Origin of the sequence: Streptomyces sp. NPDC002133, assembly GCF_040296405.1 — a bacterium.
GTDB lineage: Bacteria > Actinomycetota > Actinomycetes > Streptomycetales > Streptomycetaceae > Streptomyces.
Window position 1 is genome coordinate 33,400 of record NZ_JBEOXF010000034.1, and the last position, 25,111, is coordinate 58,510.

The following is a 25,111-nucleotide window of genomic DNA, read 5'->3' on the forward strand; positions in this document are numbered from 1 at the left end:
TGCTGGATCCAGCAGTGACTCGCGAGACGGGACCGGAACCTCCTATGAGCACCCCTCTCGATGAATCCCTCGACGGTCGTCGCGCCCTGGTCACCGGTGGCACCAAGGGCAGCGGGGCCGCCATCGCCCGGCGGCTCGAGCAGGCCGGGGCCACCGTGCTGGTGACCGCCCGCAGCCGCCCTCGGGACACCGAGCCCAAGGCCTTCATCGCCGCCGACCTCGCCACACCCGAAGGCGCGGCCGCCGTGGTGGACGAGGCCCTCGACCGCCTGGGCGGTATCGACATCCTGGTCAACACCCTCGGCGGCTCGGCGGCCCCCGCCGGCGGCTTCGCCGCGCTCGGCGAGGACGACTGGGCCAACGAACTGAACGTCAACCTGCTGGCCGCCGTCCGGCTGGACCGCGGTCTGCTGCCCGGCATGATCGAGGCCCGCAAGGGCGCGATCGTGCACGTCACCTCTATCCAGCGCCGGATGCCGCTGTGGAACGGCACCCTGGCCTACGCCGCCGCCAAGGCCGCGCTGACCACCTACAGCAAAGGCCTCGCGAACCAGGTCGCGCCGTACGGGGTGCGCGTCAACACCGTCTCACCCGGCTTCGTGCAGACCACCGCCGCCGACGCCCTCGTCGACCGGATCGCCCAGGGCGACGGCATCACGACCGAAGCGGCACTCCAGAAGCTGATGGACTCCCTCGGCGGCATCCCCCTCGGCCGCCCCAACCGACCCGAGGAAGTGGCCGAACTGGTCGCCTTCCTGGTCTCCGACAGGGCCTCCGCCATCGTCGGCGCCGAGCACGTCATCGACGGCGGCACCATCCCCACCGTCTGAGACCCCACCCACCTGAAGCCTCACCCACCTGAAGCCTCACCCACGCAGAAGGCCCGCCATGGACGAGAACCAGCCCCGCACCATCGACCCCGCCACGCTCCCCGACGTGGTCACCCGCTACCTGGAAGCCCACCGCGTCCGTGACACGGCCACGGCCCTCACGGCCTTCGCCGGCGACGCGACGGTCGTCGACGACGGCCGGACCCACTACGGCACCGAGGCGATCGAGAAGTGGCTGAACCAGGCGGCCGGCGAGTTCACGTTCACCGTCGAGCTCACGCACGCCCAGCAGACGGACGACACCCACTTCACCGTCACCCAGCACCTCGAAGGCGACTTCCCCGGCGGCGTGGTCGACCTGCACTACCGCTTCGTTCTCACCGGCGGCCTCATCGAGCGGCTCGTCATCGAACCCTGACCCGGGAGCCCTGAGCCGGAAGCCGGAAGCCAAGAGCCATGAGTCATGAGCCGGAAGCCCGCGAGCCCCGAGCCCGGAACCCGCGAGCCATGTGCCGCGAGAGCCGATAACCCGTTCGCGCCAGGACGCGCGGATCAGGTACAGAGAACGGCATGACGACCTGGTCCGTGCGCCCCGAGCGCTACGACACCCCCGACGCCACCGCTCTGCGCCGTGACTACTACGACGAGGTCGCGAGCCGCTACTGGAAGCGGCCCGCAACCCGGGCGGAGATCGACGAGGGGCTCGCCGACGACGGGGTGGAGAGGCTTTCCGTGCCCACCGGGGAGTTCGTCGTCGGGCGGTACGACGGCAAGGCCGGGGCCTGCGGCGGGGTGCTCATGATGGACGCGGAGCACGCGGAGCTGACGCGGGTGTACGTGCGGCCCGGCTTCCGTGGCACGGGCGGCGGGCGTGCGCTGCTCGGTGTGCTGGAGGACGCGGCGCGGCGGCTCGGGGCGCGGCGGATGGTGCTCAACACCCGGCTGGACCTCGTCGAGGCGCGCGCGCTGTACGTGAGGAACGGTTACGCGGAGATCCCGGCGTACTGCGATGGCCCGTACATGGAGATCTGGTACGGCAAGGACCTGAAGAAACCGCAGGAACCGCAGAACCCGTAGGGGTGCGGGTGTTCCGGTGTGAACCGCGAGGCGCCGCACAACGCCGCTGATCCGAGCGGTGTGCGGCGCCCTTCGATCGGACTCAGTCGTCGATGCGGTCCATGACCTCACCCAGGTCCACGAACTTGAAGCCGGTCGCCTCGCGTTCGCCGTCCCCAGGGGTGTCGTGGCCGTCCTGGACGACGAGGAGACCGTGCGGGTAGCGCCTGCCGAGCGGGGCGTTGAGGACGGCGGCACCGTCGCACTCCTCGGAGCCGTCCAGGCTCACCGACGCGGCGGTGACGCGGAAGCCGCCCTCGTACTCGTTGCCGTCCGAGAGCTCGCGGTCGTAGAGGGCGAAGGTGTCGTCACCCTGGCTGGAGGCCAGCACGTAGCCGTCGCCGTCGGGTTCGGTGAGCAGGGCCAGTCCTTCGACGTCGGCCGCGAGGCGCTTGCCGCCGTAGCCGGGATCGGCGCCCGGGGTGCACTCCTCGGTCTCCTCGTCGTACGTCCCGGGGACGCCGAACTCGCGGACCTTGTCGAGGAGCTTCGGCCGGCCGGTGAGGTCGGCCCGGACGCGCCAGATGCCGACGTCCTCCTGACCCGCGTAGAGCATGCCGTTGGCCGGGTCGACCACCATGCCCTCGACCTGCGGCAGTTCGCCCGGTTCCGCGCACGGGGTCCAGGAGGTGCCGTTGGGCAGCCGGAAGGCGGACGGCAGTTCAATGGTGCGGATCTTGCGGTACGTGACCGTGCCGGCGGGCGTGGGGACGAGTTCGAGGAGCGCGACGTCGGTGCGGTTGCGGCGGCTTGCGAGGGCGTACGCACGGCTGGTCGCCGGGTCGGTCCAGGTGGCCAGGCCGTAGGCCGTGGTCTGCTCGTTGATCTCGTCCTGGTCCGCGGAGAAGACCGGCGGGGCGGACGGGTCGGTGATCTCGGTGAGGGGGGCGCCGCGACGGCCCGGGGCGGCGATGCGGTACACCCGCAGCCGGTCGTGCCCGCGGTCGGTGACGACGGCCAGATCGGCGCGCCCGCCCGACAGCCTCAGCCCGTGGACGAGGTCGACGTTGTTGAAACGCCCTGGCGCATCGTCCGGTCCGGGGGCGGGAGGCGCCGCGATCGACTGCACCGGCCGGGCGTCGAGGTCGTAGACCCGCAGTCCGCCCTCCTTCGCCGTGGCGATCACCAGACTCCGGTCGGGGTCGGCGGCGTTGCGCCAGATCGCCGGGTCGTCCGCGTTGGCGTTGCCGCCCGCCGCGTCGTCGTGGAGCGTGGGCGCCTCGGCCCGGGGCGTCACCGCCGGAAGCGCACGGGAGGAGTCGGCCTGCGCTCCTGCGGGCACCGCCGCGGTGGTGAGTGCGGCGAGCGCCGTACCGAGCACGAGCGCGGCGGACCGGACGGGGCGTTGCCGTCTCATGAAGTCTCCTCACGGTCGGGAACAGTGGATCACTGTCGGGAACATGGCAATTGCTGAGCGTGAGCGTCGAACGGCGGGATGGCGGCGCGGCGTACGGCGACGGTTGGACACATGTGCCGTTGATGAACGGACCGCGCGGCTGCAACGCGCCGTGATGTCAGGGCAGTTCGGAATGCGTCTCGCTCACGTCGTTCGTGTTCCCACACGTCGTTCGTCGTCCCACACGTGGGTCGTGCCCCCACACGTCCTTCGTGTCCCCTCACCTCCTCAGCGGGTGCTCCTGGTGCCACGCCTGGTGGTCGCGGTGCGGCTCGCCGCTGTACGGGCGTTCGCCGTCCGAACCGCACAGTTCGGCAGTGAGCTCCTTCACCAGCTGGATCAGGTCCGTGGGCCGGTCAGGGCCCCACCAGTCGCCGAGCAGCTCGGCCAGCGACTCCTCCCGGGCCGTCGCCAGTCTCGCCGCCGCCTCGTCACCCTTGTCGGTGAGGATCAGCGACAGCCCTTCACGCCGGGCCAGCCCTCGCTCCTCCACCTGCCGGGACGCCTGCGTGATCGTCTTCAGCGGTACGGGGGTGACGTCGACGAGCCGGGAAGGCTCGACCATGCCGTGCCGTCTGATGCGCAGCAGCAGCCAGCTCGCCGCCGGGATCAGGTCGAGACCGGCCTTCACGGTGAGCTTCACGTAGATCTCCTTGCGGCCCTCGCGCGACCCCAGCACCGACAGCGCGCGGGCGCACTCGTCGTACGAGGAGCGCTGGACGGGGTTGGAGGCGAGCGTCTCGCTGACCTCGGGCGCGGTGACGGAGCCGCGCAGCTTGTCCTCCTTCAGGTACCAGGCGGTGATGAACGCGACGAGGACGACCGCCGCCGCGTACAGGAAGACGTCCGTGATGGACGTGGAGAACGCCTGCAGGACGTCCGCCCGCAGGCCGGGTGGGAGCTCGGTGAGGGCCCGCGGATCGGCGGCGAGCTGATCGGGGCCGGTGCCGGGCGGGACCGGCCGTCCGGCGAAGACGTCGGCGAGGTTCTCCCTCAGCCGACTGGTGAAGAGGGTGCCGAAGAGCGCGACACCGAACGACGCCCCGATGGAACGGAAGAAGGTCGCCCCGGACGTCGCGACGCCGAGGTCCTCGTAACGCACGGCGTTCTGCACGACCAGCACGAGCACCTGCATGACGAGGCCGAGCCCGGCGCCGAAGACGAAGAAGTAGAGGCCCATCTCCCAGACCGGCGTGTTCACCTGCAGCTGGTGCAGCAGGAGCAGCCCGATCGCGGTGACGGCGGTACCGGCGATCGGGAAGACCTTCCACCGTCCCGTACGGCTGACGATCTGGCCGGATGCGGTGGAGGTGAGCAGCAGCCCGAACACCATCGGCAGCAGGTGCACACCGGACAGGGTCGGGGACACGCCCTGGACGATCTGCAGGAAGGTCGGCAGATAGGTCATCGCTCCGAACATCGCGAAGCCGACGACGAAGCTGATGACGGCGACGAGCGTGAAGGTGCGGACCCGGAAGAGCTTCAGCGGCAGCACGGGCTCGGCCGCGCGTCGCTCCGCGTACACGAACGCGACGAGCAGCACGGCCCCGAGGACGGCGAGGCCGATGATCTGTGCGGAGTCCCAGGCCCAGGTGGTGCCGCCGAGGGAGGCGACGAGGACCAGGCAGGTGGCGACCGACGCGATGAGGAACGTTCCGAGGTAGTCGATGGTGTGCCGGGCGGCGCGCACCGGGATGTGCAGCACGGCGGCGATGACGAAGAGGGCGACGACGCCGATGGGGATGTTGATGTAGAACACCCAGCGCCAGCTGAGGTGCTGGGTGAACAATCCGCCGAGCACCGGCCCGAGCACGCTCGACGCGCCGAAGACCACGCCGAACAGCCCTTGGTACCGGCCGCGCTCGCGCGGCGTGACGATGTCGCCGACGATCGCCATGGACAGCACGATGAGTCCGCCGCCGCCGAGGCCCTGGAGGGCGCGGAAGGCGATGAGCTGGAGCATGTCCTGCGCGATTCCGCAGAGGGCGGAGCCGATGAGGAAGATGACGATCGCGGCCTGGAAGAGCTTCTTGCGGCCGTACTGGTCGCCGAGCTTGCCCCAGAGCGGCGTGGCGGCGGTGGAGGCCAGTATGTAGGCGGTGACGACCCACGACAGATGCTCCAGGCCACCGAGTTCGCTGACGATGGTCGGCAGGGCGGTGGAGACGATGGTCTGGTCGAGCGCCGCGAGCAGCAGGCCGAGCAGCAGTGCGCCGATGGCGACGAGGACGGTCCTGCGGCTGCGTCCTGTGCCGGGTCCGGGTATCGGGGCGGGGTTCACATCCGGGTTGCCCGCATCCTGAGCCATGTGCACTCCTCGGGTCCGGTCCGCCGGTTCGTCGTACACCGGGTTCGTCGTACGCCAGGTCCCTTTTGCCCCTCTCGTATGTCACCCCATGTCCTCCCATCCTGAACTTTTCGTCCCGTAATGGCCTGCCGAGGCGAGGGGCGGGACGGGGACGCGGCGTCGCACGGCTGGACAGGGGCTGCATAATCGGCGGCAGCGCAAGGGGAGGGAAGCCACCATGACGGGACGGGCATGTCCTGAATGCGGTACGCCGCCGACGGAGGTGTGCGGCTGCGCGATGCGGGCCGAGCGCTCGGCCGGCCGCTCCGCGGAGATCGCGGAGGCGGAGGACTTCGATCCGCTGCGCATCAGGCCGTACGTGACGCTGGGGTCGCCGCCGGAGGCATCGGGCCCGCCGCCCGAGTCGCTTGCGGCGGGGCAGTCGGGTCCGGGTCCGGACACGTCCATGGACGGCCCGGCCACGCAGGAGATCGTGTACGAGTACGAGCTCACCGCTCCGGCCGCCGGCCCCGTGCCCGACGGTCCTGTGCGACGGCGCGGCCCCGGTGTGCTCATCGCGGCCGCGGCCGTGGTGGCCGTGCTCGGGACCGCCGCGTTCGCGGGCGGGCTGCTGAGCGCGGACGAGGGCGGGGAGAGGGCGCTGCCCGACATCGAGACGATGGAGCCGTTCCTGAGCGGCGTACCGGAAGCGTCCGTGGACCCCTCGGCGTCGAAGAAGGCGAGTCCGTCGCCGTCCGCATCGGCCTCGGCATCGGCGTCCGTCCCGGCATCGCCTTCGGGTACGGCCTCGGCATCGGGGACCGCGGTCGCCGCCGCACCCGGCTCGCCGTCCACCACGACGCGCGCGACCGGCCAGGTGTCGCAGAGCCCCGCCACCTCCGCCGCGCCGCTCACGCTCCGCCCGGGCGACAACGGCGCGGAGGTCGTCGAGCTCCAGGAACGCCTCGACCAGATCCGGCTCTACGACGGCCCGCCGCACGGCCACTACGACGGCCGCGTCGAGGACGCCGTCGCCACGTACCAGCAGTACCGGGGCATCGACAGCGACCCCGAAGGCGTCTACGGCCCGGCCACGCGCCGCGCCCTGGAGGCGGACACGGAGTACCCGTACGACGGCGGCAGCTGGGACGACGACGACGACTGGAACGACAACGGCGGCGGCCGCGGCGACTGACGCCGCGACTGACGCGTGGGGATGTGCCCGGTACCGGGCACATCCCCAGCCCGTCCCGGCCACCCACCAGGCCCGTACGGGGCCCGCCGGACCGTCCAGGCCACCCATCCGGCCCGCCCCGGGCCGACCGGACCGTCCCGGCCACACACCCGGACCGTCCACACGCCACCGCGCCACTCATCCAGCCCGCCCCGGGCCGCCGGACCGTCCCGGCCACACCAAGCCCGTCCGCGGCCCGCCGGGCGTCGAGGCCACCCATCCGGCCCGCCCCGGCCGGCACGGCCGTCCCGACCACACACCAGGCCCTCGCGGAACACACCGGACCCTCCAGGCCGCCCACACGCCACCGCGCCACTCATCCAGCCCGCCCCGGGCCGCCGGACCGTCCCGGCCGCACCGAGCCCGTCCGCGGCCCGCCGGGCGTCCAGGCCACACTCATCCAGCCCGTCCGGCGCTTGAGGAAGGACACCCCGGCCACCCACATGGCACCGGACACGCCCCAGCGGGCCTGGGGGCTCGCCCCCAGTTCGGGAAGGGGCGGGGAGGGGAAAGGGCCCCGCGCAGCGGCCCGCACACCCGCCTCCGCACCGCCGCGACTGGCGCCGGAACCACTTTGTTTTGTATCGTACAAAAACAAAGTGGTTCCCGCTCGCACTCCCTGACCGGCGGGCGGGGACCACTCTGGTCCATTACGCCCCCGCAGCTGGAGCAACGCCGATGCCGGCCACCCCCACCCCGTCCGTAGTGACCACCCGCGCCCTCCTGCTCGACATGGACGGCACCCTCGTCAATTCGGACGCCGTCGTGGAGCGCGTCTGGCGCGGCTGGGCCGTGCGGCACGGGTTCGACCCCGACGAGACGCTCAAGGTCGTCCACGGCCGCCAGGGCCACGCCACGATGGCCCTCCTGCTGCCGGACCGCCCGATGGCGGAGAACCACGCCGAGAACCGCGAGCTGCTCGACCAGGAGACCGCCGACGTCGACGGCGTCGTCCCGATCACGGGCGCGCCCGCGTTCATGGCCGCCATCGCCGCGCTCCCGCACGCGCTCGTCACCTCGGCCGACGAGGCCCTCGCCCAGGCCCGGATGGGCGCCGCGGGGCTGCCCATGCCGGGGACGCGGGTGACCGCGGAGCGGGTCGGGGTCAGCAAGCCGGACCCGGAGGGCTTTCTGAAGGGTGCCGCGGAACTGGGCTTCGCCCCGGCGGACTGCGTGGCGTTCGAGGACTCGGAGGCGGGCATCACGGCGGCCCGTGCCGCCGGCATGCGGGTCGTCGGTGTCGGGCCGCGCGCGGCGGCGTTCGGGCCGGACGTGCACGTCCAGGACCTGACCGAGATACGGGTGGAGACGGCGGACGACGGCTCGATCCGCCTCCACGTTCGAGCCTGACCCCCGCACCGCCAGGCACCCGCGGAAACGTGCGGCGCCGCCAGGCACCCGCGGAAACGTGCGGCGCCGCCAGGCACCCCGCGGCAAGCGCATCCCCCGCCGCCGGGCGCCCCGCCTGTCCGTCCTCGAACGACGGACCGGCCGACGTCGCGGCCCCGTCAGGTCCAGGTCAGCCCGCGATCGCCTCGTACAGGCTGAACCCCGCCAGCGCCAGCATCAGCGCCGCCGCCACCTTCGTGATCAGCCGTAGCGGCACGTACTTCATCAGCGTCCTGCCGCCCACGATGCCGAGCCCGGCCACCGCCCACAGCGCCAGCACCGCACCGAGGCCCACCGACAGCGGGTTGTCGTAGCGGGCGGCCAGGTTCGCGGTCATGATCTGCGTCAGGTCGCCGAACTCCGCGACCAGGATCAGCATGAAGCCCGCGCCGGAGACCTTCCAGAAGGACTGGTCGGCCGGCGCCTTGATCGACTCCTCGTCGTCGTCGTCCTTCTTCAGCAGCAGCATCGCCGCGCCCGCGAGGAAGAGAACACCGACGACCGCCTGCACCAGCCGGTGGGGCAGCAGCGTCAGCACACTGCCCGCCGCGATCGCGAGCGCGACGTGCACGGCGAAGGCCGCCGCGACCCCGGCGAAGACGTACGAGGCCCGGTAGCGCGTTCCGAGCATGAGCCCGGCCAGGGCCGTCTTGTCGGGGAGTTCGGCGAGAAAGACGACGCCGAAGGTGATCGCCATGATCGTGAAGCTCAACACGGGTGAGGTTTCCTCAATCGGTGGGGCGCCGCCGCACCGAGAGACCTGACCGATTTCCGTTTCCGGGGTCGCTTCGGCTCGGCAGCACCATGAATGGACATGGTCACTGCTGGCCGAAGGTCTCGCTGGCAGGCCATCGGTGATGACGGCCGCCTCCGGGCGCCGGCCGAGACGAGCTCGGCAGTATGTCGACGTTCCGGCGAAGAGCTACTCCCCTTCTGCGTCCACAAGAGTACGTCACGCCCGCACCACCCCGTCAGGGACCTTGGTCCCGAGACCGGGACAGCCCGGTACCGGGACCGGGACCGGCCCACCACGGAGACAGCCCGGCACCGGAACCGGCACCGTCAGTCCCGGTGCAGCCGCCCCCGCGCCACCAGCTCCAGCACCAGCGCCACCGCGACCGCCTGCACCGCCATCAGCCCCACCAGCACGAACAGCTGCACCGCCCCCGCCTCCAGCGGTGACGCCCCGCCCAGCAGCATCCCCACGAACGCGCCCGGCAGCGTGACCAGGCCCACCGTCCTGGTCTGGTCGAGGCCCGGCAGCAGCGCGTCGGACGCCGCCTCCCGCGCCACCTCCATCCGGGCGTCCCGGTCGGGCAGGCCCAGTGCCATCCCCGCCTCCACCTCGCCGTGCCGGGTGGCGAGCTCGTCGAGCGCGCGCCGGCCGCCGAGGACCGTCGCGGTGAGCGCCCCGCCGATGAGGATCCCGGTGACCGGGATGAGCGCGATGCCCTTGACCGGTACGAGTCCGGTGAGCAGCAGCGCGCCGACGACCGGGGCGACGCCCGCGCCGATCGGGAGCGCCGTGCGCCACCAGGTGCCGTTCGGGGTGATGCGGCGCCCCGCGGTGCGCACGGCGACGGCGTACATCAGCAGCAGGAAGGCGAGCAGCAGCGGTACGGAGTGCACCACCCAGCCGATGACGAGGGAGACCGCGGCGAGTTGGGCCGCGGCGCGCACCCCCGCCACGGCGATCTCGCGGGCGCGCCCCGGGCCTAGGTGGGCGACGGCCGCGACGGTGGCCGCGACGGCCAGAAGTACGGCGAGGACGACCCCGAACGTGACGTTGACCGGCAGCAACACGCACCAACCCTAAGCGGTGCGAGCCGATGTGCCGGGGCGTCAGGACTCCAGCAAGGGTCGTGGTGCGGATCGTGCTGCGGATTTCGGCCACGGCGTCAGAACCCTTGATGTGACGTGTCCATGCCGCCACTCTGTTACCTGGCGCCCATCCCCAGGAAACCTGGCGCCGCCACGATGGCGCGGGCCCTGCCGCCAGGGCCTGCAACCGGCCAACCCCACCCACCCCCACGGGAGTTCGCATGTCAGGTGTCTACGCGCGTCGAGTGCCCCGCACCGCCGTGCTCGCCGCATCCGCCGCGCTTGCCTGCGCCACCACTCTGCTCAGCGCCCCCGCCGCCAGCGCCGCTCCGCCCACCCCGGTCAGCGCCTCCACCGCCCGTACCTACCTGAGCTCGCTCACCGTCAAGGCGGAAGGTTCCTCCAGCGGCTACAGCCGCGACCTGTTCCCCCACTGGATCACCCAGTCGGGCTCGTGCAACACGCGTGAGGTCGTCCTCAAGCGCGACGGCTCGAACGTGGTCCAGGACTCCAGCTGCGCGGCCGTGAGCGGCAGTTGGTACTCCCCGTACGACGGCGCCACCTGGACCGCGGCCTCCGACGTCGACATCGACCACATCGTCCCGCTCGCCGAGGCCTGGCGCTCCGGCGCCAACTCCTGGTCCACCTCCTCGCGCCAGGCCTTCGCCAACGACCTGACGCGGCCGCAGCTGATCGCCGTCACGGACAACGTGAACCAGTCCAAGGGCGACCAGGACCCGGCGGAGTGGATGCCGTCGGTCACCTCCTACCGGTGCTACTACGCCCGCATGTGGGTGCACACGAAGTACTACTGGAACCTGTCGGTGGACTCCGCCGAGAAGTCCGCGCTGCAGTCCGTCCTCAACGGCTGCTGACCTGTTAATTCCGTCAGGAACCGCGCTACCCTCCCCCGTCGTTCCGTACCGTGCGGGGGCGACCCGTACGGGGGCGACGGAGGAGGGCACATGGCAGCCGGGCTGCGCCTGGGACCAATGCTGCGGTACGTCGACTGGGAAACCGGCGACCGCGCGACCGTATGGATCGAGGCCGACCGGCCCTGCACGGCCGAGGTGCGCTGCGCCACGGACGGGGCCGGCGGCTCGGTGCGTACGTTCCAGATCGAGGGCCATCACTACGCCCTGATCCCCGTGACCGGCCTGACCCCGGGCTCGTCGACGGCGTACGAGGTCCTGCTGGACGGCCGCCGCGTCTGGCCGCTCGAGGACTCCGGCTACCCCGAGAGCACGATCCACACCCCCTCGGTCCCCGCCGAAGAGGTGCGGATCACCTTCGGCTCCTGCCGCTGGGCGGCGCCGCCGGCCGACGAGCACGACCCGATCGGCCCCGACGCACTGGACGCCCTCGCCGCCCGGCTGGCCGCCGACCCGGCCGCGGAGCGCCCCGACGTGCTGCTACTGCTCGGCGACCAGGTGTACGGGGACGCCACGTCCAAGGCCACCCGGCGCTGGCTGGCCGCCCGGCGCGATCTGGGCGAGCCGCCCGGCGCGGAGGTCGCCGACTACGAGGAGTACACCCGGCTGTACGACGAGTCCTGGCTGGACCCCGAGGTCCGCTGGCTGCTGTCCACCGTCCCCAGCTGCATGATCTTCGACGACCACGATGTGATCGACGACTGGAACACCAGCGCGTCCTGGCAGGCCGAGATGCGGGCCACGGCCTGGTGGCAGCAGCGGGTGCTCAGCGGCCTGATGTCGTACTGGGTCTACCAGCACCTGGGCAATCTCTCCCCGTCGGAACTGGACGCGGACCCGGTCTACGCGGCCGTACGGGACACACCGGACGGAACCGACGTGCTGCGGCGCTTCGCCGCGGGGGCCGACGCCGACCCGACCGCCGTCCGATGGAGTTACCGGCGCGACTTCGGCAGGACCCGGCTGCTCATGGTCGACACCCGCGCCGGGCGCGTCCTGGACGAGAACAAGCGGGCGATGCTCGACCAGGACGAGGCGCGCTGGCTCCGCGACCAGGCTCTGCAGCCCGGTGCGTACGACCACCTCCTCATCGGCAGCTCGCTGCCCTGGCTGCTGCCGCCCCTCATCCACGACGCGGAGAGCTGGAACGCGGCCCTGTGCCGGGGCGAGCGGGGCCCGCGGTGGGCGCGGTTCGGCGAAGACGTGCGCAGACGGGCGGATCTGGAGCACTGGGCGGCGTTCCCGGGATCGTTCGAGAAGCTGACCGCACTGATCGCGGAAGCCGGCAGCGGCCCGGCGGCGCCGGCGACGGTGTGCGTCCTGTCCGGGGACGTCCACCACGCCTACGTGGCGGAGCCCGAGTGGCCCGACGGGGCCCCCGACGCGCGGGTGCTGCAACTGACCTGCTCCCCCGTCCACAACGCGATCCACTCGTCGGTGCGACTCGGTTTCCGCTTCGGCTGGAGCAGGTCGGGGCGGCGGCTCGGCCACGCGCTGGCCCGGCACGGGCGGGCGGGGCGACCGGTGATCGACTGGCGGCGGACCGGTGGGCCGTGGTTCGGGAACCAGCTCATGACGCTGGCCCTGCGCGGGCGTTCGGCGGAGCTCCGGCTCGACCAGGCGCGGGATGACGGCGGGCGGGCGGGCCGCAAGCGGACGGACGGGACGCAAGGAGACTCCACGCGGACGGAGGGGACGCGGGCGGATCATGCCCATACGCGCCTCGTGACCGTGGACGAGCGGAACCTGACGAATGGTCCGTGACTCTGCCCACACCGGGACCTGATGCACACCCCGGCTCTTCGGCTCCCGCCGGGGCAACGGCATGATGATGCGGACGATCCACTTCCCGCACCTCACACCCCCCACATTTGTCCCGGGAGTCACTGTCTTGTCCGCAGTTCGGCATGCGATAGCCCTGGTCGGCGCTGGTCCTCGTGGCACCTCGGTCCTCGAAAGACTCTGCGCCTCCGTGCCCGAACTGGCCCCGGACACCCCGCTGACCGTTCATGTCGTCGACCCGGCACCCGCCGGTCCCGGCCAGGTGTGGCGCACGGACCAGCCCGCCGAGCTGCTGATGAACACGGTCGCGTCCCAGGTGACCCTCTTCACCGACGGGAGCGTCGGCTGCGAGGGCCCGATACGCACGGGGCCGAGCCTGTACGAGTGGGCCGCGACGCGGGAGAGCGAGGAGCGGCTCGGTCCTGACGACTATCCGACGCGGGCCGGCTACGGCCGCTACCTGGAGTGGGCGTTCCGCAGGACCGTCGAGCAGGCGCCGCAGACGGTCCGCGTGGAGGTGCACCGGGCGCGGGCGGTGCGGCTCGACGAGACCGAGGACGGCTCGCAGCGCGTGACGCTCGACGACGGCACGGTCCTGGCCGGCCTGAGCGCGGTGGTGCTGGCGCAGGGGCATCTGCCGGTCGCGCCCGGGGCCACGTCCGCCCGCCTCGGCGCGTACGCGGAGCGGCACGGGCTGCGGTACTTCTCCCCCGCCAACCCGGCCGACCTGGACCTCTCCGCGATCGCCCCGGGGGAGAAGGTCCTGCTGCGCGGACTCGGCCTGAACTTCTTCGACCACATGGCGCTGCTGACCACCGGCCGCGGCGGTGAGTTCGTACGGGTCGGGGAGCGCGTGGCGTACCGGCCGTCGGGGCGGGAGCCGCGCCTGTACGCCGGCTCGCGGCGCGGGATCCCCTACCAGGCGCGCGGGGACAACGCGAAGGGCGCGTCGGGCCGCCACCACCCGCTGGTGCTCACGCCGGACCTGATCGCGGTCTTCCGCAAGCGCGCGGACGCGGGCGATCCGCCGGACTTCCTGGGCGAGATATGGCCGCTGGTCGCCAAGGAGGTGGAGACGGTCTACTACGAGGCGCTGTTCTCGGCGCGCCCCGGGCCGGGCGAGCGGCTGCCGGGCTTCCGGGTGCGCTTCCTGGACGCCCCGCACGGCAGCCCCGAGGAGGCGGCGGTCCTGGACGCGTACGGCTGCGCGAAGGCCGACCGCTGGTCCTGGGAGCGCCTGTCGTATCCGCACGGAGGTCAGAGCTTCGCCGGCCCCGCGGAGTTCCGCGCCTGGCTCCTCGACCATCTGCGGCACGACGCCGAGCACGCTGCACTCGGCAATGTGGCGGGCCCGGTCAAGGCGGCGCTCGACGTCCTGCGCGACGTGCGCAACGAGGTGCGGCAGATCGTGGACCACGCCGGGCTGTCCGGGACCTCGCGGCGCGACCACCTGGACCGCTGGTACACGCCGCTGAACGCGTTCCTCTCCATCGGCCCGCCGCGCCGCCGCATCGAGGAGATGGCCGCGCTGATCGAGGCCGGGGTGCTGGAGGTGGTCGGCCCGCGGATGACCGTACGGACGGAGGGCGGGCTCTTCACGGCCGGCTCCCCCGATGTGCCCGGGTCGGACGTGTCGGCGACGGCGCTGGTCGAGGCCCGGCTTCCGGAGACCGACCTGCGGCGCAGCCGCGACGAGTTGCTCGCGCGGCTGCTGCGGACGGGCCAGTGCCGGCCGCACGCCGTCGGCGGCTACGAGACCGGGGGCGTGGACGTGACGGAACGGCCGTACCGCCTCATAGACCGTCAGGGACGGCCGCATCCTCGCCGGTTCGCGCTCGGCGTGCCGACGGAGGGGGTGCACTGGGTGACCGCGGCCGGGGCGCGGCCGGGGGTGGACTCGGTGACGCTGTCGGACGCGGACGCGGTGGCGAGGGCGGTGCTCCGGACCATGTCTCCCCGGTGTGAAATCCGCATGAGAAGCGGCCACCGGCCAAATGTTGAACTTGCAAGCATTGATTAGGTCCGCCTGACTTGAGGGCTCGTCGGTTCACGTCCCCAGACCGAAGGAGTCCCCCATGGCCCCTCGTGGCCTTTCCTCACGTCTCGACCAGGCCCAGCCGTACGCGCTCGGCCTCTTCCGCATCGCCGTCGGCCTTCTCTTCGCCGCCCACGATCGACGGTCCACGGGGTTGTCCGTCCCCCGGTGCGCGCCACCGGGTCGACCGCACCTGGGCGCCCGCACCGGGACACCCTTCCGCCGGTCCGGGATCCCGGGCTCGTCGGCCCGCGGAGCCCCGGGTCGGCCTGAGGAGCCGGCTCGTGAGCGGTCGGCCGGCGAGCGCCTCGCGTCTGCATCGCCGTGGGCCCGGCCCGGCACCGGTCCGGGCCCACGGGCGTCTTCCCTGTACACCCCCCGGCTTGCCCTCACCCTGCCGGTCCGGTCGCCGGGCGCAGGCGTACGCTGTACAGCTGTCATGCCGCTCCTGCCGCTCCCCTGCGACGTCGCGGCGTTCTTTCGCGGAATCGGGGAGTCCAGGTGCTCGACAGCGTGGGGATGCTGACCGGTAGTCCCTGGATCTACGCCGTGGTGGCCCTCTCCGTACTCCTCGACGTCTTTCTGCCGGTGCTGCCGAGCGGCGTGCTGGTGATCACAGCGGCCACGGCCGCCGCGGCCGGATCGACAGCCGCCGCCGGGTCGGCGACCGCGGCCGCCGAAAAGATGCCACCGCAGGAAGTGCCCTCGCTCCTGGCGCTGCTGCTCTGCGCGACCACCGCTTCCGTGCTCGGCGACCTCGTCGCGTACCACCTCGCCTGGCGCGGCGGTGCCCGGCTGGACCGCGCGATCGCCCGGTCGCGGCGCCTGACCACTGCGCAGGAACATCTCGGCGCAGCACTGGGCCACCGATGCGGCGGCCTGCTCGTGGTCATCGCCCGCTTCGCCCCGGGAGGCCGCTCGGCCGTCTCGCTGGGCGCGGGCGCCGCGCACCGCAGGGTGCGGGAATTCCTGCCCTGGTCCGCGCTCGCGGCCGTGGCGTGGGCGGGCTACAGCGTCGGCCTCGGTTACTTCGGCGGCCAGTGGCTGGGCATGACCTGGGTGGGCGCGGCGGTGTCGGTCCTCGCCCTCTGCGCGGCGGGCTCGCTCGCCGCTTACGTCATCCGGCGTCCACGGGCTCCGGAACGCGCTTAGCCCCGCCGGCTCCGCGCACCTCCAGCCCGTCGAGCAGCGCGCGGGTCGCCTCCGCTATCTCCTCGACGGCGCGCTCGAACACCTCCCGGTTGTGCGCGGCGGGCGCCCGGAAGCCGGACACCTTCCGTACGTACTGCAGGGCGGCGGCCCTGACGTCGTCCTCGGTCGCCTCGTGCGGGAGGACGGGCGGACGGAGGGTCTTGATGCTGCGGCACATGACTCCAGTGTGGGCCACGCCACCGACAACGCGCCCGGCTTCGACGGCACCCCGGTCCACTCGCGGGCATCCCGGGACACTCGCCGGCACCCCGGTCCACAGCGTCCAGCACATCCAGCGACGCCGTCCCGGGCGTGGCATTGACGACGGCACCCGCCCGATCCACGGACCGGGCGAGGGGCCGGCCGCGTCCTGTACGGAACGCCGTCAGGCCGCGTCCGCGATGACGGGAGCCAAGGCACTGGCACCCGCGCCCGCGTCGGCCTCGACCGCCGCGGCCCACTCCACCAGCAGCCTCTCGTAGCGCGCCTCGTCCACGGCGGACAGCCGACCGCCGGAACGGGCCCACAGCGCACGAATCTCCGCATTCACCACGGCAGCGGACCGCACGGAACCAGGCTTGCGAGGGTTGGGGAACATGGGTACAAGGCTACGGCTCCCCACTGACAACCTGCACCCGTAGTGTGGGTGCGGTGACGGAGACCATAGTTTTCGACATCGGGGGGACGCTCGTCCGCGACGACCGCTACTGGGCCTCCTGGGCCGACTGGCTCGATGTCCCCCGGCACACCCTCGCCGCACTCGTCGGCGCTGTCACCGCCCAGGGCCGCGACAGCGCGGACGCCCTGCGGCTGTTGCGGCCCGGTATCGACATCGGCGCCGAGTACCGCGCCCGCGAGGCCGCCGGCCGCGGCGAGCAGCTCACCGAGGACGACCTCTACGACGACGTGCGCCCGGCACTGACCGCCATCCGCGCCCGCGGTATCCGCGTCGTCGTCGCCGGCAACCAGACCGCGAAGGCCGGCCGGCTCCTGCGCTCCCTGGACATCCCCGCGGACCTGGTGGCCACCTCCGACGAATGGGGCGTCGCCAAGCCCGCTCCCGAGTTCTTCGCCCACGTCCTCACCGTCGCTCGGGCCGCCCCGCACGAGACCGTTCACGTCGGCGACCACCCGGTCAACGACGTCTTCCCCGCCAAACGGGCGGGGCTGCGCACCGCGCATCTCCGCCGTGGCGCATGGGGTCATCTGTGGGCCGACGATCCCGAGGTGATCGCGGCGGCGGACTGGCGCATCGACTCGCTGACCGATCTCGCGGAACTCGTCGACTGACACGACGGTCGGGCTCCCGGCGCGGACCTCGGCAGGCCCCGACGGGCGGCGCGGAGCGACTAGGTTGGGGCAGGTGACCGACCCCTGGAACCCCGCCGGCCCCGGAGTCCTCCGCCTCCCCTCCGGCCGCCTCGTCCGCGGCCGCGCCCTCCGCCGCCCTCTCCCGCCCGGCCTCCCGCCGACGTACGCCCTGCACCTGTACGGCAGGAAGCCCCCGGAGGTCCCCTGGGCGGCCAACTGGCTCCGCTGGCCCGACTTCCGGCTCCCCAGCGACCCCGCCGACGCCCGGAACCTCCTCCACGAGGCGTGGACCCGCGCCGCCACCGAGCGCGTCGAGGTCGCCTGCGGCGGCGGCCGCGGCCGCACCGGCACGGCCCTCGCCTGTCTCGCGGTCCTGGACGCGGTCCCCGCCACCGAGGCGGTGGCGTTCGTCCGGCGCCACTACAACCGCCGGGCCGTCGAAACTCCCTGGCAGCGGCGGTACGTCCGGCGTTTCGAGGCGGACGCCCCGTCCCCGGGCCGCTGAACCGCGCGGGAGTTCGTCCGGATCCTCCCAACGGGCCCGGTCGAAGCGCCCCTTGTCCGGACCGCCGAGGCGGCCCGTTCCAAGCCGACCGCGCCCGCCGGGCGTTCAGCCTCGGTACCGGAGCCGAACCGGCACACCTCCGGCGCCCTTGGAGGCGCCTCACCGGCGGTGAGCCTCGGCGTCTCAGCGGAACTCGTGAATCACCTGGATCTCACCGACGATATGGGCGTTGAACTCGTCGAGTTCCTCGGCCGGCACCCACAGTTCGAGGATCGTCCGCCCGCCGGCCTGCTGGACGGGGTACCGGCTCAAGAACTCCGACTCCACCTCGAAACGCGTGACGAACCCGGCGCCGTCGTGCTTCACGTTCCAGTCCCTCGCGATCTTGATCGCGTAGTCCTCGTCGAGAACCGGGTAGAAGATCGGCTGCTCGGGCAACCGGGGCGGCCAGGCACGCCAGTTCAGCTCTCGTACCAGGTCCAGCTCCTTGGGGCCGGTGGGGCGCCACAGGGTCGTCGTCGCTTGCCGGCTGGTCATGCGGATCGCTCTCTGCACGTGGGAAGCCGCCGATGCGGCTGGTTCGGGAGACCCGAGGTTACCGGCACCGCGGACTCGGCGACCAAGCGGTTTCCGCAAGGGCCACGGCGTGACGAGCCGTTAGCCGGCAGACGGCGATCACAGGTCACAGGTCACAGGTCACAGGTCACAGGTCACGGAAAAGTACCAAGCATGATCGCCTCGGGAGCTCTGACGTACGGTTCTGCAAGAGCCGGAAGCTGGGAACCCCCGGCTGCTCGCCCCCTGACGTGAAGTGCTCCCCTCAGACCCCATAGGCGTCCGTAACGCGGGCTCCTAGAAGGATGCCCGCATGGTCTTGTCCGTCGCCGCGACACCGTCCCGCCTCTGGACCAGGAACTTCAGCCTCTATTTCACCGCCCGCATCGTGGCGATGCTGGGCGACGCGATGATCCCGGTCGCGATGGCGGTCGTGATGCTCTCGCTCGGGTACGGGGTGAGCGGCGTCGGGTTCGCGCTCGCCGCCTGGATGGGGGCGTTCGCGCTCTTCGTCGTGTTCGGCGGGGTGTTTTCGGACCGGTTCCATCCCAGGCCGCTCATGATCGGCGCGGACGCGGTCCGGTGCGTGATCCAGGGCACGCTCGCGGCGTATCTCTGGTTCGGCCACCCGCCGTTGTGGTTCATCATCGGCGGGGCGCTGCTCGGCGGGATCGCGACCGCGATGTTCCACCCGGGCCTCTCCAGCCTGGTGCCGCAGATCGCCTCCGACCCTCACCAGGCCAACGGGGTGCTGCGGGTGAGCCAAGGGATGTCCACGATGGCCGGGCCCGCGCTCGCCGGGACGCTCGTCGCCACCACCTCTGCGGCCTGGGTGTTCGCGGTGAACGCGGCCACCTTCGCCGTCAGCGGGATCTGCCTGGCGGCCCTGCGGCTGCCCCCGTCCGAGGTGGACCGGTCGGAGTCGACGCTCGCGAACCTGCGTACCGGCTGGGACGAGTTCCGTTCCCGCTCCTGGCTGTGGTCGGTCATCCTGATCTGGTGGGTGCTGGGAGTCTTCGTCTGGGGCCCGCTCACACCGCTCGGCGCGGCCTCCATCATCGCCGAGCACGGCAAGGCGGCGTTCGGCTACGCCGAGGGCGCCTTCGGGGCCGGCTGCGTCCTCGGCGGCCTGGTCGCGATCCGGGTCCGCCCGTCCCGCCCGCTCTTGGGCGGCGCGCTCGCGATGTTCCTGTTCCCGCTGATGCCGCTGGCTGCGGCCCTGGTCCCCTCCTTGCCGCTGCTCATGCTCGGGTATGCGGTGAGCGGAGTCGGCTGGGCGTTCTGGGGCGTCCAGTGGGCCACCACGGTACAGACCCAGGTCCCCGAGGACCGCCTCAACCGGGTGGCCGCCTACGAGGTCGCCGGCTCGATCCTCGCCGTCCCGTTCGGCCAGGCGACAGCCGGCCCCGCCAGCAACCTCTTCGGCGTCCACCAACTCCTGCTGGTCGCCGCGCTGATCAGCCTCTGCTGCGCCATCGCCCTCATCGTCGTCCACCCCATCCGCCGCCTCACCCGCATACCCGCGCGATCGGCCACGGTGGTGGACGTGCGCAGCCGGCCCTCCGACCGGACGCGGAGAATCGACGTCGGCACGCACAAAGACCCTCAGCCTTGATCAGCTGAGGGCCTTCTCACCGATGGGCACGGACGGGTCCGCGCCGCAGGCATCCGCTCCGTACATCCCCAGACCGTGGTGGCGACAGCAACCGCCCACCTCCGCCTGGGGAGGAGCGGCCTCGGAGGCCGTACGCGCGACCCGGGCGGTACGGCGCCGAACCTGCGCTCCGACTCCACGGCGGAAGGTCCCCCCTCCCCCCTCGCACCGAAGGACCACGTGCGCCGGCCGAACCGGGCGCGCACGCAACACCTCCTCCGCCCGGTACAGAGCACCCCGTGTGAGACTCACGGGCCGGGCAGAGAGCGCGACTTCACCTCCGCCGAGTTCAGCTCCGGCTCGCCCCGGCCCCGTCCTCCCCGTACGGCACCGGTTGGCCCGTGAACGCGTCCAGAAGGACACGGTCGCCAACCGGCCGGTCCAGCTTCACGGTCATCTCCTTGCCGCGCAGTTCCGCGGTACAGGGACCGTCCTTCGTCCCGACGACGGATGCGGACAGCACCACGCTGCCGTCCGTCTCCAGCACATCCACGGCGGGGCCGTCGTCGCAGGCTCCATGGGTGGCCACCACCGTGACGGACCGGCCGTCCCCGGCCACCCCCACCAACCGGCCGAGCGGCGCCAGCTCGTCGGTGGGCACCTCACCGGCCGGCTCGATCGGCGGCTGGGGAAATTCCGACGGGCTGAGAGCGACCCGCTTGAGCGGGGTGTCATAGCCCTCCAGCGTGAACAGCCAGGCCGGGACGGTCGCCGGGCCACGGCTGGTGGCCAGGGCCATCACGCCCAGCTTTACCCCGCTCACGGTGAGATGCGGTCCGTCCTTGCTGCCGCCGGCCAGGCTCTCGAACGCCTCCCGAGCATCCATCAGCGGCAGCGTGACCGAGCCTCCGCTCTTCCACTTCACCTGCCCGTCCTTCTGCGGGGTGGCAGGAAGCTCGCCGCTGAGGACGAGGTTCCGGGCCCCGTACGCGAGCTTGTCGGCCTCGTTGCGGAAGGCGTTCTCGGGCAGCAGTACCGCCTCCCCCATCGGGTAGTAGCCCTTGCCCCACACCTCGGCGGCCTTGGAGCCGTCCCAGGCATCGGCCACCTGCCGGGCGCGGACCTTCGACTCCGGCGCCGGGTCGGTGCCGCGGACCTGAGTGCCGCGCCCACCGGCCCTCTCACTGCCGCAGTCGGCGACGGCACCGGTCGCGAAGGTGCACAAGGCGACGACGACGGCCAGATTGACGGCACCGCGTGCGGTGTACGTACGCATGGGTCCCCCCGGGGGCTGGCAGTGGCGAGTGGAGGTGAGGGGTGAGGGGTGAGGGGTGGAAGCCGAACCACCCCTGTGACGCGCCGACCCCGGTCCGGGTTCCTCGATGGCGGCGGAATTTCGGGGCCTCGAGAGCGGAGGTCGGCGGAGTTTCACCGGGTGCTCCCACCCGTGAGCGCTCTCGGAATCCGTCGTGGCGGCTGTCGCCGTGGGTTCACCTCCCCCACCGACCGCGGTCGAACGGCCGCGACCGGCCGACTCGGTGAGGGGCCGTCGGCATGTCCAGCCACCGTGACGGCCCGTTGTTCCCCGCGGCTCTACGGTCGAGCGGGTACGCGAGGGGAATGGACAGTCACTGGCGGGCCGCCCTCGGTCGCCCTGCCACGGCGCGCGGACGGCCGGCCCGCAGACGACCCGACGCCGTCGGGCCCACTCACTCTGTGCGTCCGAGCTCCCGACTCGTCGTCATGCAGGACACGATGCGCCGGTGGGAATCTGCTGCCTGCCGTCCTGGTGGTGCCAGGACCGATGTCGGCCTTGCGAGGCGGACGTGAGCCCGGCTCGCTCGGCCGGGTCTCGCCCATGACGGTCTGCCGTCCCGCGGAGCCGGGCCCGGAACGGTCACGAAGACAGGGAGTGTCGGGCCCGGCGGCGAGCGGAGCCTTGCGCGGCGAGCGGGAGCCGTACGCGGCAGGCGCGAGCAGCCGCCCCGGTGAAGCAGGGACGGCATGTGGGGCATGTGGTCAGATGCCGAACTCCTGCGGGGACAGGCCGAGCACCGAGCAGGCCTCACGCAGGACCTGCTCCTCGGCCGGCGCGACGAATCCGTCCGCACCGGCGACGACGAAGCCGGTCTGTACGACCGCCCTCGCCTCCGTCGGCTTCTTCGCCGCCTTGGCGATCTCCTGCATGACCTCCGCCTTGCCCTGCTGGAAGTCGAGCGCCAGCTGGTCGACGTGCTTGTTGAACCGCTGCCGGAGCTGGTCGGGCGGGAAGTTCTGCAGAACGTCGTTGTTCAGGATCAGCGACTCCACATGCTGCCGCTCGGCCGGGTCGACATGCCCGTCCGCGGCCGCGACCAGGGCGCACATCGCCATGCTGGCGTCCCGGTAGGCGCCGCTCTTCAGCTCCGCCTTGAGGGAGGTGAGCTGGGACTTGAGCGAGTTCACCAGCTGAGCCCGCGACCCGGCGGCGGATCCCGCACCCGGCCGCCCATGTCCGCCAGAGCTCCGCGTCCCCTGCGACTGCTGCTGCAGATTCTTGGCCTGGTCCTTGATCCGATCCCACATCGCCACGCGTGCCACCTCGGCTTCTGCCCATGTCGTTCCGGTCGTTCGCGCACATTCCGCGCGTTCCTCTATCAACGCCTCACGGCCCTCCGAAGTTCCGCAGCCGGCCTGTCCGCGCCCGGTGAGCGAGGGACGGGCGTCAAGCACACCCGACGCCAGTCACCGAAGTGGTGAAGAAACGATCAAGGCTCGGATTCCCGTCTCTCCACCGGTGACCTGGGCCGTCGTCGTGCCTCACGCACGGGGACCGGACCGCAAGTTCGAGCGCGGCCCGCCATCGTGGAAGCGAAGGAGCGGATGTGGCTCACCCTCCGCCCCCTCGCCCGAGAGACAGGTGGTGCCTGCGGACAACAGCCGGAAACGGGCTCCGAGGCCGTCGTCAGTCGACAAAGCCGCGTCGGGCTCAGAGGGAGCGCGTAGGCAGCTCGGCTGTTGGGCCCAACGCCCGTGCAGGTCGCGCGCGACCTCGGTTCGCTCGGCCGCACCTGCGGAGCCGAGGTCGGCGTAGGGGCCCTCGCCGCTGGCTCTGGCTTCTGGCCACGGCCCCTGGGATGCGCCACCAACGTGACGACCACGAAGGCTGCAACTATCGCCAACGGGAACTTCTGGTCCCGCCCGCTCCGGCCCCGTCGCGACCCCCTCCGCGGCGGGGCCTCCCAATGCCGACACGCGACCGAAACGATGGGCTCACCCAGCGGGGAAGGTGAGCCGCAGAACGATCTCGCCGTCGTCGATCTCCCCGGTGGGCTCGAACCCGAACTTCTGGTAGAAGGGCCACGGTTCGCCGTCGCCGGGCTCGTAGCTGGTCAGCAGCTCGGTGGCGCCGTCCGCGCGAACCAGGGCGGCGATCTGCGTGAGCGCCTCTCGGCCGATCCCTCGCTTCTGGTACCGCTTGTCGACGAGGAGGCGCCAGAGGAAGTGCTGCCCTTTGAAAGGACCGGCCGGCGGTTTCCACGACAGCATCACGAAGCCGACTGGCTCCTCGCCGCGGTACACCGCGCGGTACCAGGGATTGGCCTCCGGCGTCTTTGCCGCCTCCTTGAGCGACTTGGACACTGAGGCGACGAACTGCTTCTGGTCACGTCGGACGCGGAGGGCACGAACGGCATCCCGGTTGTCGTCGGTGATCTCCCGTAGGTGCACGCCTGGGGATTTCATGGCACACCCCTTCCTGCATCCGGCAACTGCGCCATCCGGGCCGACGTGAAGAGCCGCCACAGGGCGGCATTCCCTTGTGCGTACGCGTTGCCGAGGACGCCAGGTCGGACGTCTTCGCAGCGTATTCGACACAGGCGATCTCGAGCGGGACTGGCACGCCGGGCTGTGACCGCGTCCGAGGCAGCTCCCGGTTAAGTGCAACGCGGCCTGAGGTGGCGATGCTCACGCCGAGAGCCCAGAGCCCTCTGCCGGCGGTTGGACACCGCACCAGTTCGGAAGGGTGCCGCCGTGCCCGTGGGCTGATCAGGCGGAACGCTGACCTGCCGCTGTTCAGGTCGTCGGCCGTGGTTCCCCGTGGGACCCCGCCTCTGCCTCTCCCCTGGCGCAGGTGTGGCACAGTCCTGCGCCTTCCGGGCCCTGCAGCTCGTCGTCCCGCTCCAGGACCAAGCCGGCCGGGCTTTCCCGAAGCCCGTTGCTCTCTTCGAGGTGCAGATGACTGCCGTCGGGTGTGCCGTCCCTGGCAAGGACCAGCAGATGGACGGCCGGAGCGCGGAGTCAGCAGCGTTGGCCGCGATGACGACCTCGCCGGGGAAGGCGCGAACTGTGATCTCTGCGCCGTCCTCCCAGGTGAAGACCCACGGCACGCCATCCGTGTTCACGGTCATCTGTGTAGTGGCAGGTGGGGATGTGTCTGGCTGATGTGACATGCGGTCATCCTGGATGACCTTCTTCCGCTTCTCAGACGAGTTGATCGCGAGGAGTGGATCGCTCTTCGACCCGAGAAGGACCATCGTCGACAGCCCGTGACTCCTATGTGGCAATGGTCCCGTCTGGGTTCACTGACCGCCGCTGGTCCCGGCATGGATCCTCGTCAGCGCAAACACGATCAGGAGGTCGAGCGTCATCACGACGATGGACCAGACCGGGTAGTACGGAACGAACATGAACTGGGTGATCAGGCTGATCGCTGCCACGGCTGCACCGACCCCGCGACCCCAGCTCTTGTTGGCCAAAACCCCCAGGCCGGCAATGACGAGCGCCACTCCGACCAAAAGGTGAATCCAGCCCCAGGCGGTCAGGTCGAACCGGTAGGTGTACTGGGACGCGGCGAACACGGTGTCCCGTGCGATCCCGGCTGCGCCCATAAGAATGCTGAGCGGCCCGCTGAGCATCAGCATGATCGCGGCGAACATGGACGCGCCGCTGATCATTTCGCTGCTGCCAGGCTCCCCGTGGCCTTGCTGTGTATTGCCCGGCATCGCTGTCATGGCCGCCGCCCTCCTGTACACAGCGCGGTCACCGACGCACACTGCGTGCGAAGCAGCCACGCTCCCTGACAGCATCTCCGCAATCCTGCGGCTCCGCGACTGCAACCCGCCTCACCGCCGACATCGTCTCCACGCGCATCAG

General features: G+C 71.7%; 24 protein-coding genes and 1 pseudogene. 13 read left to right on the forward strand and 12 right to left on the reverse strand.

What is annotated here, in order from left to right; all coding sequences use genetic code 11:
- Positions 1-44: 44 nt before the first annotated feature.
- From ABT078_RS26990 to ABT078_RS27000, 3 genes are all read left to right on the forward strand, one after another.
- The gene (locus ABT078_RS26990) at positions 45-830 is read left to right on the forward strand and encodes an SDR family oxidoreductase (protein WP_351232050.1); all 786 of its coding nucleotides are present in this window, start codon (positions 45-47) and stop codon (positions 828-830) included.
- 58 nt (positions 831-888) lie between these two features.
- The gene (locus ABT078_RS26995) at positions 889-1,248 is read left to right on the forward strand and encodes a nuclear transport factor 2 family protein (protein WP_351232052.1); all 360 of its coding nucleotides are present in this window, start codon (positions 889-891) and stop codon (positions 1,246-1,248) included.
- A 152-nt stretch (positions 1,249-1,400) separates the two neighbouring features.
- Positions 1,401-1,907, forward strand: coding sequence for a GNAT family N-acetyltransferase (locus ABT078_RS27000; protein WP_351232054.1), 507 nt, complete (start codon positions 1,401-1,403; stop codon positions 1,905-1,907).
- Between the two features lie 82 nt (positions 1,908-1,989).
- Here the strand turns inward: ABT078_RS27000 and ABT078_RS27005 are convergent, their stop codons facing one another.
- The gene (locus ABT078_RS27005; RefSeq protein WP_351232056.1) at positions 1,990-3,303 is read right to left on the reverse strand and encodes a phytase; all 1,314 of its coding nucleotides are present in this window, start codon (positions 3,301-3,303) and stop codon (positions 1,990-1,992) included.
- 259 nt (positions 3,304-3,562) lie between these two features.
- Entirely contained in the window at positions 3,563-5,650 is a 2,088-nt protein-coding gene (locus ABT078_RS27010) for a DHA2 family efflux MFS transporter permease subunit (RefSeq protein WP_351232058.1), read from the reverse strand.
- Positions 5,651-5,867: 217 nt separating this feature from the next.
- Between ABT078_RS27010 and ABT078_RS27015 the strand changes: the two genes are divergently transcribed.
- Both ABT078_RS27015 and ABT078_RS27020 read left to right on the forward strand, forming a co-directional pair.
- Positions 5,868-6,824, forward strand: coding sequence for a peptidoglycan-binding domain-containing protein (locus ABT078_RS27015; protein ID WP_351232060.1), 957 nt, complete (start codon positions 5,868-5,870; stop codon positions 6,822-6,824).
- Between the two features lie 717 nt (positions 6,825-7,541).
- Positions 7,542-8,213 carry an HAD-IA family hydrolase gene (locus ABT078_RS27020; RefSeq protein ID WP_351232062.1) on the forward strand — a complete coding sequence of 224 codons (672 nt, stop codon included), beginning with the start codon at positions 7,542-7,544 and terminating at the stop codon, positions 8,211-8,213.
- A 169-nt stretch (positions 8,214-8,382) separates the two neighbouring features.
- On the opposite strand, the gene ABT078_RS27025 is transcribed toward ABT078_RS27020, so the two are convergent.
- Together ABT078_RS27025 and ABT078_RS27030 are read right to left on the reverse strand one after the other, a co-directional pair.
- On the reverse strand, positions 8,383-8,967 hold the full coding sequence (locus ABT078_RS27025; protein ID WP_351232064.1) for a TMEM165/GDT1 family protein: 585 nt from the start codon (positions 8,965-8,967) through the stop codon (positions 8,383-8,385).
- 347 nt (positions 8,968-9,314) lie between these two features.
- On the reverse strand, positions 9,315-10,055 hold the full coding sequence (locus ABT078_RS27030; protein ID WP_351232066.1) for an ABC transporter permease: 741 nt from the start codon (positions 10,053-10,055) through the stop codon (positions 9,315-9,317).
- A 239-nt stretch (positions 10,056-10,294) separates the two neighbouring features.
- Here ABT078_RS27030 and ABT078_RS27035 point away from each other — a divergent pair, with 239 nt between their 5' ends.
- From ABT078_RS27035 to ABT078_RS27055, 5 genes and pseudogenes are all read left to right on the forward strand, one after another.
- Positions 10,295-10,948 (forward strand): HNH endonuclease family protein, encoded by a 654-nt coding sequence (locus ABT078_RS27035; RefSeq protein ID WP_351232068.1) that lies wholly within the window; start codon positions 10,295-10,297, stop codon positions 10,946-10,948.
- Positions 10,949-11,038: 90 nt separating this feature from the next.
- On the forward strand, positions 11,039-12,769 hold the full coding sequence (locus ABT078_RS27040; protein WP_351232070.1) for an alkaline phosphatase D family protein: 1,731 nt from the start codon (positions 11,039-11,041) through the stop codon (positions 12,767-12,769).
- Positions 12,770-12,836: 67 nt separating this feature from the next.
- Positions 12,837-14,807, forward strand: a complete 1,971-nt coding sequence (locus tag ABT078_RS27045) for an FAD/NAD(P)-binding protein (RefSeq protein ID WP_351232144.1) — start codon at positions 12,837-12,839, stop codon at positions 14,805-14,807.
- A gap of 55 nt (positions 14,808-14,862) precedes the next feature.
- Positions 14,863-14,970: pseudogene (locus tag ABT078_RS27050) on the forward strand (DoxX family protein); the annotation flags it as partial.
- Positions 14,971-15,323: 353 nt separating this feature from the next.
- On the forward strand, positions 15,324-15,974 hold the full coding sequence (locus ABT078_RS27055; RefSeq protein ID WP_351232072.1) for a DedA family protein: 651 nt from the start codon (positions 15,324-15,326) through the stop codon (positions 15,972-15,974).
- On the opposite strand, the gene ABT078_RS27060 is transcribed toward ABT078_RS27055, so the two are convergent.
- Together ABT078_RS27060 and ABT078_RS27065 are read right to left on the reverse strand one after the other, a co-directional pair.
- Complete coding sequence (locus tag ABT078_RS27060) at positions 15,940-16,191, reverse strand: DUF2277 domain-containing protein (RefSeq protein ID WP_351232074.1); 252 nt, start codon at positions 16,189-16,191, stop codon at positions 15,940-15,942. The genes ABT078_RS27055 and ABT078_RS27060 overlap by 35 nt on opposite strands.
- A 207-nt stretch (positions 16,192-16,398) precedes the next feature.
- Entirely contained in the window at positions 16,399-16,611 is a 213-nt protein-coding gene (locus ABT078_RS27065) for a hypothetical protein (protein WP_351232076.1), read from the reverse strand.
- A gap of 53 nt (positions 16,612-16,664) precedes the next feature.
- Here ABT078_RS27065 and ABT078_RS27070 point away from each other — a divergent pair, with 53 nt between their 5' ends.
- Positions 16,665-17,303, forward strand: coding sequence for an HAD family hydrolase (locus ABT078_RS27070; protein WP_351232078.1), 639 nt, complete (start codon positions 16,665-16,667; stop codon positions 17,301-17,303).
- Positions 17,304-17,376: 73 nt separating this feature from the next.
- Positions 17,377-17,829: a protein-tyrosine phosphatase family protein gene (locus ABT078_RS27075; RefSeq protein ID WP_351232080.1), complete on the forward strand. Its 453-nt coding sequence runs from the start codon at positions 17,377-17,379 to the stop codon at positions 17,827-17,829.
- Positions 17,830-18,012: 183 nt separating this feature from the next.
- On the opposite strand, the gene ABT078_RS27080 is transcribed toward ABT078_RS27075, so the two are convergent.
- Entirely contained in the window at positions 18,013-18,366 is a 354-nt protein-coding gene (locus ABT078_RS27080) for a hypothetical protein (protein WP_351232082.1), read from the reverse strand.
- Between the two features lie 331 nt (positions 18,367-18,697).
- Here ABT078_RS27080 and ABT078_RS27085 point away from each other — a divergent pair, with 331 nt between their 5' ends.
- Entirely contained in the window at positions 18,698-19,999 is a 1,302-nt protein-coding gene (locus ABT078_RS27085; RefSeq protein WP_351232084.1) for an MFS transporter, read from the forward strand.
- 328 nt (positions 20,000-20,327) lie between these two features.
- Here ABT078_RS27085 and ABT078_RS27090 read toward each other — a convergent pair whose 3' ends face one another.
- From ABT078_RS27090 to ABT078_RS27105, 5 genes are all read right to left on the reverse strand, one after another.
- Positions 20,328-21,254 carry a hypothetical protein gene (locus ABT078_RS27090; RefSeq protein ID WP_351232086.1) on the reverse strand — a complete coding sequence of 309 codons (927 nt, stop codon included), beginning with the start codon at positions 21,252-21,254 and terminating at the stop codon, positions 20,328-20,330.
- A gap of 743 nt (positions 21,255-21,997) precedes the next feature.
- Complete coding sequence (locus ABT078_RS27095; RefSeq protein ID WP_351232088.1) at positions 21,998-22,549, reverse strand: tellurite resistance TerB family protein; 552 nt, start codon at positions 22,547-22,549, stop codon at positions 21,998-22,000.
- A 681-nt stretch (positions 22,550-23,230) separates the two neighbouring features.
- Entirely contained in the window at positions 23,231-23,701 is a 471-nt protein-coding gene (locus ABT078_RS27100) for a GNAT family N-acetyltransferase (RefSeq protein ID WP_351232090.1), read from the reverse strand.
- Between the two features lie 330 nt (positions 23,702-24,031).
- Positions 24,032-24,235, reverse strand: a complete 204-nt coding sequence (locus tag ABT078_RS42840; RefSeq protein ID WP_502981346.1) for a hypothetical protein — start codon at positions 24,233-24,235, stop codon at positions 24,032-24,034.
- 302 nt (positions 24,236-24,537) lie between these two features.
- Positions 24,538-24,969, reverse strand: a complete 432-nt coding sequence (locus ABT078_RS27105) for a DUF7144 family membrane protein (protein WP_351232092.1) — start codon at positions 24,967-24,969, stop codon at positions 24,538-24,540.
- Positions 24,970-25,111 lie beyond the last annotated feature (142 nt).

Bases quoted from the DNA above. Each gene is read 5' to 3' on its own strand.
- ABT078_RS26990 (WP_351232050.1), top strand. From the start codon at position 45: ATGAGCACCCCTCTCGATGAATCCCTCGACGGTCGTCGCGCCCTGGTC.
- ABT078_RS26995 (WP_351232052.1), top strand. From the start codon at position 889: ATGGACGAGAACCAGCCCCGCACCATCGACCCCGCCACGCTCCCCGAC.
- ABT078_RS27000 (WP_351232054.1), top strand. From the start codon at position 1,401: ATGACGACCTGGTCCGTGCGCCCCGAGCGCTACGACACCCCCGACGCC.
- ABT078_RS27005 (WP_351232056.1), bottom strand. From the start codon at position 3,303: ATGAGACGGCAACGCCCCGTCCGGTCCGCCGCGCTCGTGCTCGGTACG.
- ABT078_RS27010 (WP_351232058.1), bottom strand. From the start codon at position 5,650: ATGGCTCAGGATGCGGGCAACCCGGATGTGAACCCCGCCCCGATACCC.
- ABT078_RS27015 (WP_351232060.1), top strand. From the start codon at position 5,868: ATGACGGGACGGGCATGTCCTGAATGCGGTACGCCGCCGACGGAGGTG.
- ABT078_RS27020 (WP_351232062.1), top strand. From the start codon at position 7,542: ATGCCGGCCACCCCCACCCCGTCCGTAGTGACCACCCGCGCCCTCCTG.
- ABT078_RS27035 (WP_351232068.1), top strand. From the start codon at position 10,295: ATGTCAGGTGTCTACGCGCGTCGAGTGCCCCGCACCGCCGTGCTCGCC.
- ABT078_RS27040 (WP_351232070.1), top strand. From the start codon at position 11,039: ATGGCAGCCGGGCTGCGCCTGGGACCAATGCTGCGGTACGTCGACTGG.
- ABT078_RS27045 (WP_351232144.1), top strand. From the start codon at position 12,837: ATGCGGACGATCCACTTCCCGCACCTCACACCCCCCACATTTGTCCCG.
- ABT078_RS27060 (WP_351232074.1), bottom strand. From the start codon at position 16,191: ATGTGCCGCAGCATCAAGACCCTCCGTCCGCCCGTCCTCCCGCACGAG.
- ABT078_RS27065 (WP_351232076.1), bottom strand. From the start codon at position 16,611: ATGTTCCCCAACCCTCGCAAGCCTGGTTCCGTGCGGTCCGCTGCCGTG.
- ABT078_RS27080 (WP_351232082.1), bottom strand. From the start codon at position 18,366: ATGACCAGCCGGCAAGCGACGACGACCCTGTGGCGCCCCACCGGCCCC.
- ABT078_RS27085 (WP_351232084.1), top strand. From the start codon at position 18,698: ATGGTCTTGTCCGTCGCCGCGACACCGTCCCGCCTCTGGACCAGGAAC.
- ABT078_RS27090 (WP_351232086.1), bottom strand. From the start codon at position 21,254: ATGCGTACGTACACCGCACGCGGTGCCGTCAATCTGGCCGTCGTCGTC.
- ABT078_RS27100 (WP_351232090.1), bottom strand. From the start codon at position 23,701: ATGAAATCCCCAGGCGTGCACCTACGGGAGATCACCGACGACAACCGG.
- ABT078_RS27105 (WP_351232092.1), bottom strand. From the start codon at position 24,969: ATGACAGCGATGCCGGGCAATACACAGCAAGGCCACGGGGAGCCTGGC.